This is a genomic window from Actinomadura fibrosa (genome assembly GCF_900659615.1).
Lineage (GTDB): Bacteria > Actinomycetota > Actinomycetes > Streptosporangiales > Streptosporangiaceae > Spirillospora > Spirillospora fibrosa.
The window spans coordinates 25,621-32,335 of the sequence record NZ_CAACUY010000090.1 but is presented as its reverse complement, the minus strand read 5'-3'; the positions used below and the strand labels follow the sequence as shown (position 1 = coordinate 32,335).

The 6,715-nt window shown below is 74.3% G+C and carries 5 protein-coding genes; 3 read left to right on the top strand and 2 right to left on the bottom strand.

Going from position 1 to position 6,715, the window contains the following annotated elements:
- Positions 1 to 238: iron chelate uptake ABC transporter family permease subunit (locus tag E1300_RS26545; RefSeq protein ID WP_165503011.1), on the top strand; the 238-nt coding region annotated here is incomplete at its 5' end.
- Between the two features lie 101 nt (positions 239 to 339).
- Positions 340 to 3,756: a non-ribosomal peptide synthetase gene (locus tag E1300_RS26540; protein ID WP_131759793.1), complete on the top strand. Its 3,417-nt coding sequence runs from the start codon at positions 340 to 342 to the stop codon at positions 3,754 to 3,756.
- Between the two features lie 60 nt (positions 3,757 to 3,816).
- Here the strand turns inward: E1300_RS26540 and E1300_RS26535 are convergent, their stop codons facing one another.
- The gene (locus E1300_RS26535) at positions 3,817 to 4,656 is read right to left on the bottom strand and encodes an SDR family NAD(P)-dependent oxidoreductase (RefSeq protein WP_131759792.1); all 840 of its coding nucleotides are present in this window, start codon (positions 4,654 to 4,656) and stop codon (positions 3,817 to 3,819) included.
- A 122-nt stretch (positions 4,657 to 4,778) separates the two neighbouring features.
- Between E1300_RS26535 and E1300_RS26530 the strand changes: the two genes are divergently transcribed.
- Positions 4,779 to 5,408: a TetR/AcrR family transcriptional regulator gene (locus E1300_RS26530; protein WP_131759791.1), complete on the top strand. Its 630-nt coding sequence runs from the start codon at positions 4,779 to 4,781 to the stop codon at positions 5,406 to 5,408.
- On the opposite strand, the gene entS is transcribed toward E1300_RS26530, so the two are convergent.
- Complete coding sequence (gene entS / locus E1300_RS26525) at positions 5,405 to 6,700, bottom strand: enterobactin transporter EntS (protein WP_131759790.1); 1,296 nt, start codon at positions 6,698 to 6,700, stop codon at positions 5,405 to 5,407. The two genes, E1300_RS26530 and entS, sit on opposite strands and share 4 nt — an antisense overlap.
- Between the last annotated feature and the right edge of the window lie 15 nt (positions 6,701 to 6,715).

The following is a 6,715-nucleotide window of genomic DNA, read 5'->3' as shown; positions in this document are numbered from 1 at the left end:
CGTCGGGCCCGTGCCGTTCGTCGCGCTCGCCGCGCCGCAGCTCGCCCGGCGCCTGACACGCCGCGCCGGCGCGCAGCTGCTGCCCGCCGCCCTCACCGGCGCGATGCTGCTGGCCTGCGGCGACCTCATCTCGCTGCACCTGCCGGTCGCGATCCCGGTGGGCGTCGTCACCGGCGTTCTCGGCGGCGTGTACCTCGCCTGGCTGCTCGCCGCCACGGGACGGCGGGGCATGCCATGACGGCCGCGCGGACCCTCTCGCCCTCGCCCGCGCGCGGCGGCCGTTGACGCCGGAAAAACCCGTGAATTAGGTTAGCCTTACCTAATTCGAGAGGGAGTTCCGTGCTGACCTGGGAAGAGCTGCGCACCACCCTCTCCGACGTGCTCGGGGAGCCGGCGGAGGCGGACGACAACCTCATCGAGCTCGGAATGGACTCGATCCGGCTCATGCAGCTGACCGGCCGCCTGCGCCGCCGCGGCATCGAGATCCGCTTCGCCGAGCTCGCCGAGCGCCCCACCCTCGCCGGCTGGTGGAACCTACTCACCGAACGCGGCCAGACCGACCCCGCCGCCGGCCCGACCGCTCCGCCCGCGCAGGCCAGTTCCCCCGCGCCCGCCGAGGCGGCGGCGACCGGCGGGGACGGTGCCGAGGCCGAGCCGGACGAGCCGTTCCCGCTGGCGCTCATGCAGCATGCGTACTGGATCGGCCGCGACTCCGGGCAGGCGCTCGGGTCCGTCGCCGCGCACCTTTACGTGGAGCTGGACGGCCGGGCGATCGACCCGGCCCGTTTCGAGGAGGCCGTCCGGGCGCTGGCGCGGCGGCACCCGATGCTCCGCGTCGCCGTGTCCGACGACGGGACGCAGCGGATCCTGCCCGAGCGCCCCGAGCCCGCCGTGACCGTCCACGATCTGCGGGACGCGGCCGATCCCGGAGCCGAGCTGGAGCGCGTCCGGGACGAGATGTCCGTGCAGCGGCTCCCGATCGAGGACGGACGGGTCTTCGACGCCCGGCTGAGCCTGCTTCCCGGCGGCACGGCCCGCCTCCACCTGGACGTCGACATGGTCGCCGCGGACGCGATGAGCTACCGCGTCATGCTGGCCGACCTCGCCGCGCTGTACGAGGGCGAGTCGCTCGCGCCGATCCGCTACGGCTACGCGCGCTACCTCGCCGACGACCCGCGCGCCGAGGCCCGCGAGCTGGACCGCGAGTGGTGGGCGGACCGCCTCGCCGACCTGCCCGGGCCGCCCGAGCTGCCGGTCGTCGCCGAGCCGGGGAACCGCGTCGAGCGCAAGCACCACTGGCTGTCGCCCGAGGACAAGGAGCGGTTCCTCGCCCGCGCGCACTCCCACGGCGTGACACCGGCGATGGCGCTCGCCGCCGTGTTCGCCGAGGTGATCGGCGCCTGGTCGGCGGCGCCGCGGTTCCTGCTGAACCTGCCGCTGTTCCACCGCGAGCCCGTCCACCCGGACGTGGACGCGGTCGTCGGCGACTTCACCGGCTCGATCATGCTGGAGGCCGACCTCACCGCGGAGCTGCCGTTCGCCGAGCGCGCCCGCGCGCTCCAGGCGAGCCTGCACACCGCGGGCGCGCACAGCGACTACTCCGGCCTGGAGGTGCTGCGCGACCTGTCCCGGCTGCGCGGCGAGCAGGTCCTCGCGCCGATCGTCTACACGAGCGCGCTGAACCTCGGCGAGCTGTTCGGCGACCAGGTCCGCGAGCACTTCGGCGAGCCCGCGTGGATCATCTCGCAGGGCCCGCAGGTGCTGCTGGACGCCCAGGTCACCGAGGTGTCCGGGGGGCTGCTGCTGAACTGGGACGTGCGCCGTCCCGCCTTCCCTGACGGTGTCGCCGAGGCGATGTTCGACGCCTACACCGGCGCGATCACCCGGCTCGGCGCGCCCGGCGCGAACTGGGACGAGCCCCTCCGGATCGGCGCGACGCCGGAGGCGCTGCGCGTCCGGGAGGCGCTCAACGCCACCCCGCCCCCGCCGCCGCGGACCCTCGCCGAGGGCTTCTTCGAGCACGCCCGGAACCGTCCCGGCGCGCCCGCGCTGCACTGGGGCGACGACGGGACGCTGACCTACGGGGAACTCGCGGACCGCGCGCTGCGGACCGCGGCCTTCCTCGCCGCCGAGGGCGTCTGCCCGGGTGACCGCGTCTCGGTCGAGCTGCCGAAGGGCCCGGAGCAGGCCGCCGCGGTCCTCGGCGTCCTCGCCGCGGGCGCCGCCTACGTGCCGATCGGCGTGGAGCAGCCCGCCGAGCGCCGCGAGCGCATCCGCGCGGGCGCGGGCGTCGCCGCGTCCCTGACCACCGGCGCGGTCCCGGACGTGGAGCCGCTGGCCGCGCCGGTCGCCGTCCGTCCGGGCGAGGTCGCGTACGTGCTGTTCACGTCCGGGTCGACGGGCGAGCCGAAGGGCGTCGAGGTGTCGCACGGCGCCGCGATGAACACCATCGGCGACCTCGTCGAGCGGTACGCGCTCGGACCCGCGGACGTCACGTTCGGCATCTCGGCGCTCGACTTCGACCTGTCCGTGTTCGACCTGTTCGCTCCGTGGACGGCGGGCGGCGCGGTGGTCCTGCCGTCCGAGGACGAGCGCCGCGACGCCGCGCGCTGGGCCGAGCTCGCCGCCCGCTGGTCGGTGACGGTGCTGAACTGCGTCCCGTCGGTGCTGGAGATGCTGCTGCGCTCCGGCCCGGCGGAGAGCCTGCGCCTCGTGCTGCTCGGCGGCGACTGGGTCGGCGTCCACCTGCCCGCGCTGCTGCGCGACCGCGCGCCGGACGCCCGGTTCGTCGCGCTCGGCGGCACGACCGAGACCGCGATCCACTCGACGGTCCAGGAGGTCGCGGGCGAGGTCCCGGCCGACTGGCGCGCCGTCCCGTACGGGGTGCCGCTGCGCGGCGTCGCCTGCCGCGTCGTGGACGACCTCGGCCGCGACCGCCCCGACTGGGTGACCGGCGAGCTGTGGATCGGCGGCCACGGCGTCGCCGGCGGCTACGTGGGCGACCCGGAGCGCACCGCCGACCGGTTCGTCGTCCACGAGGGAACACGCTGGTACCGGACGGGTGACCTCGCCCGCTACCGGCCCGACGGAACCCTCGAATTCCTCGGCCGCCGCGACTCCCAGGTCAAGATCCGCGGCTTCCGCATCGAGCTGGGCGAGGTGGAGGCGGCGCTGGCGGACCACCCGTCCGTGGAACGCGCCGTCGCGCTCCTCGCGAACGGCCGGCTGGCGGCCGCGGTGGTCGTCCCGGGCGAGGCCGACCGCGACGCGATCCTCGCGCGCGCACGCGATCTGCTGCCGCCGCACATGGTCCCGGAGCTGATCGTCCCGCTGGAGAAGCTGCCGCTGACCGCGAACGGCAAGGTCGACCGCAAGGCGCTCGCCGCGCTCGCCGCGGCCGAGGCGGGCGACGCGGGCGCCGCCTACGTCGCGCCCGCGACGTCCCTGGAGAAGGTGATGGCCCGGATCGTCGCCGAGGTGCTGGAGGAGGACCGCGTCGGCGCGGACGCGGACTTCTTCGCGCTCGGCGGCGACTCCGTCCTCGCCACCGCCGTGATCGCCCGGCTGCGGGAGGCGCTCGACACGACGGCGCTGCCCGTCCGCGTCCTGTTCTCCGAGCGGACCGTGGCCCGCGCCTGCCGCCGCTTCACCGAGCTGGAGGACGAGCCGGGCCGCCTCGAAGCCGTCGCGGCCATCTGGCTGGAGGTCGAGGACATGACCGAGGACGAGCTCTCCACCCGCCTCGCCGCCCGCTGACCGTCGGCGTGCCGCCCGCACGGCCGCCCTCCTGAGGGCGGCACGCCGACTTCTCGGCTTTCAGACCGGCTGGCCAGTCCCGGCGAGCACGGTCTCGGTCATGTCCAGCAGCCGCTGTGCGGCGGCGGGATCGAAGGGCTCGCCATCGGTGGAGATCTTGGTGTGCTGCATGTAGGCGCTCAAGGGCTCCGGGTCGGGCTCGTCGAGGTGGCGTCGCAGCATCTCCACCGCCACGTGGACCGGCTGGCCCCGGTCGCGCATCTCGGCGACCAGCGCGGCGTCGGCTTCGTCGTAGTCGCCGGTGAAGGCGGTGGTGGTCAGGCCGGGATGCGCCAAGACGTAGCGGATCCGGCTGCCGGGGTGCGTGGCGGTGAACCCGACGCCGGCCAGGTCGCGGAGCTTGCCGCACTGGGCCATGACCCGGTCCGGCCGGTAGCCGCGGACGAACTGAAGGTCGTCCCAGTTCATCGCCGACAGGCCGCCGCCGGGACCGGCCAGGTCCAGGATCACCGGCCGTTCCCCGTCCTCCAGCCGGTCCGCGAGGCCGTGGGTGAGCAGATGCCGGCTGAGATGGAACAGCGCGAAGTTGTGCTCGATGCCCTCGGCGGTCTCATGGCGGGTCGATCGGTAGAAACGCGCGGCCAGTACCAGGGCGTCCAGGGCCGGGTAGGTGTTCGCGATATCGGCGATGACCCGCCGGTTCTCGGCCACCAGGCTCAAGTCGGCCCGCATGTACACGGCGCGCTCACCCGCGCCGATGGCCCGAGCCTCTTGAAGGAACCGTCGGCCCTTATCCGGATTGCTGCCGATGACGACCACCCGGTCGCCACGTCCCAGGCAGTACAGGCCCAGCCCTCTCCCCATGCCTTCGGTGCCGCCGGTGATCACGATGGTCCTCAACGGACGGGTCTCGCCAACTAGACTCATGAGTTCAAATTAACAGCTCACCCAGTACAGCACCAGACGCGCGTCCGTCCAGACTGACCAGCCTGGTTCGCCGGACGCCTCGGTATGATCGGGGCATGAGCCCACAGTCGGGCCGGGGCCGCATCGACAAGCGCAAGGACATCCTGGACGCCGCGTTCGGCGTCTTCACGCGCGAGGGCTACCCGCAGGCCCGCGTCGACCAGATCGCCGCCGAGGCGGGAGTCGCCAAGGCCACGGTCTACAGCCACTTCGGCGACAAAGAGACCCTGTTCCGCCAGACGATCGCCGCACTGTCGGAACGGGCGCTGGCCCGCAACCTTGCCGCGCTCGCCCCGCTGGCCGAGGCGGGTGACGACCTGCCCGCCGTGCTGGCCGACGTCGGGACCCACCTCATCGACTGCTACTGCGACCCGCACTCCTGGGCGCTGCGGCGCCTGCTGTACGCGGAGATCCCGCAGTTCCCCGATCTGCTCGACCTGACGCAGACCGGGGTCGCCGAGCCGGTCGCCCAGGCGCTCGCCGACCGCCTCGCCCGGCTGGCCGTGCAGGGCCGCCTCGGCCTGTCCGACCCGGTGCTGGCCGCCGAGCACCTCACGGCGCTGCTCACCGGCCCGCTGGAGGCGCGGTCGCGCTTCGGCACCCGGCGCATCTCCCGCGCCGAACGCGAAGCCATCGCCGAATCCGCGGTGACCACCTTCCTGAGCGCCTTCGCAGCCCCCGCTTAGGCCGGGTCGGTGACGGTTCCCTGCCCTGGGACGGTGTCATCTTCTTTGACCGGGTCTGCGGACGGGACGAGGGTGGCGGTGCGGAGGCCCGTCAGGGTGAGGGCCAGGGCGAGTGCGAGGGCGGCGCTGACCGTCCCGTAGACGACGATCGCGGCGCCGGGCGCGAGGACGCGGCCGAGGGCGCCCGCGCCGAGCGACCCGACCGCGCCGCCGCCGGTCTCCTGCGCCGCCCACAGCGCGTTGACCCGTCCGAGGTGCGAGTCGGGGGTGTGCGACTGGATCAGCCCGTACCGCAGGATCTCCTCGATGGAAGCGACGAACCCGTACCCGAACATGATCGCCACGGCGACCGCGGGATGGCGGGCGAAACCGAGACACGCGAGCGCGGCGAAGCCGGTGACGGACGCGATGAGCAGCGCCAGTCCGGGCCTGCGCAGCCCGCCCGCCCACCCGCTGGTGATGGACGCGAGCACCGCGCCGCACGCGGGCGCCGTGTAGAGCAGGCCGACGGTGGCGGCGCCGCCGTCGAGGGAGCGCTCGGCGAACGCGGGCATCAGCACCGGGATGCCACCGGCGACCATGAACAGCAGCCCGAGCAGCATCAGCGAGCCGACGACCCGGTGCCCGGCGACGAACCGGAGCCCGTCCCCGATCGACCTCAGCGGGTTGCGCGCGGCCTCGTCCTCGCCGGCGGGCCTGAGCGGCGGCAGGCCGGTGAGCAGGAACAGCGTCCCGAGGGTGCCCGCCGCGGCGGCCGCGTAGTTCCAGCCGACGCCGAACGCCGACACGACGAGCCCGCCGAGCGCGGGGGAGGCCATCGACCCGAGCCGGACGGTCAGCGCGTTGAGCGCCCCCGCCGCGACGAGCTTGTCCGGCGCGACGAGCGCGGGCGTCGCGGCGAGCAGCGCGGTGACGCTGACGCCGGTCGCGAGCCCGTCCCACGCCGCCAGGACGTACAGCGCGGCGGACGACGGCGACGGCAGGAACGCGTTGACGGTCAGCAGCACGAACCCGATGCCGGCCGCCGTCCGGGCGTGCAGCATCAGCCCGCGCCGGTCGTGCCGGTCGGCGAGCGCGCCGCCCCACAGGAAGCCCACCAGCAGGGCGAACCCCTCGGCGGCGGACACCGCGCCGACCTGCACGGTCGAGCCGGTCAGGTCGTAGACCTGCACGGGGACGGCGACCATCAGCATCCCGATCCCGAACACCGAGACCGTGCGGGCGATGAACACGTTGCGGAACGGCCCGCTGGTGCGCAGGGGGCCGATGTCCATCGCGAAGCGCTCGAGCATCGTCGGGGTTCTCCT

Bases quoted from the DNA above. Each gene is read 5' to 3' on its own strand.
- E1300_RS26530 (WP_131759791.1), top strand. From the start codon at position 4,779: ATGAGCCCACAGTCGGGCCGGGGCCGCATCGACAAGCGCAAGGACATC.
- entS (WP_131759790.1), bottom strand. From the start codon at position 6,700: ATGCTCGAGCGCTTCGCGATGGACATCGGCCCCCTGCGCACCAGCGGG.